This is a genomic window from Mesorhizobium sp. M7A.F.Ca.CA.003.01.2.1 (assembly GCF_003998945.1).
Lineage (GTDB): Bacteria > Pseudomonadota > Alphaproteobacteria > Rhizobiales > Rhizobiaceae > Mesorhizobium > Mesorhizobium ciceri.
Genome location: NZ_RZRA01001614.1, coordinates 1 through 541 on the forward strand (window position 1 = coordinate 1; position 541 = coordinate 541).

The following is a 541-nucleotide window of genomic DNA, read 5'->3' on the forward strand; positions in this document are numbered from 1 at the left end:
GTTGTGCACCATCTTGACGAAGTGGCCGGCGCCGCTCGGTCCGCAATGCAGGTAGCCGAAGGGCGCGGTCCCGGCATCCCTGGACGGATTGGAGCCGGCATCGGCGCCCGGCGCCAGCGTGGCGAAGATCGAATCGAGGTGCTGCACCGCCACGTCGGGACCGCCGATCATCAGGCAGTAGCCACGCTCCAGGCCCCAGACGCCGCCGCTGGTGCCGACATCGACAAGATGGATGCCCTTGCCGGCCAGTTTCGCGGCCTGGTCGACGGCGTCGTGATAATAGGAATTGCCGCCGTCGATGACGATGTCGCCGGGCTCCATCAGGGCCGCCACCTGGTCGATGATCCTGCCGGTGATCGCCGCCGGCAGCATCAGCCACACACAGCGCGGCTTGGCCAGCTTGCCGATGAATTCTTCCATCGAGGCCGCCCCTGACGCGCCGTCGGTCACCAGGGCCGCGACGCTGGCCGGGTTGATGTCGTAGACGACGCATTCGTGGCCGTCGCGCATCAGGCGCCGGACCATGTTGGCGCCCATCCGG

Annotated in this window: 1 protein-coding gene; it reads right to left on the reverse strand. The window is 68.0% G+C overall.

From position 1 onward, the window contains the following. On the reverse strand, window positions 1-541 hold a 541-nt coding region (locus EN969_RS34540; protein ID WP_245467694.1), incomplete at both ends, for an NAD(P)-binding domain-containing protein.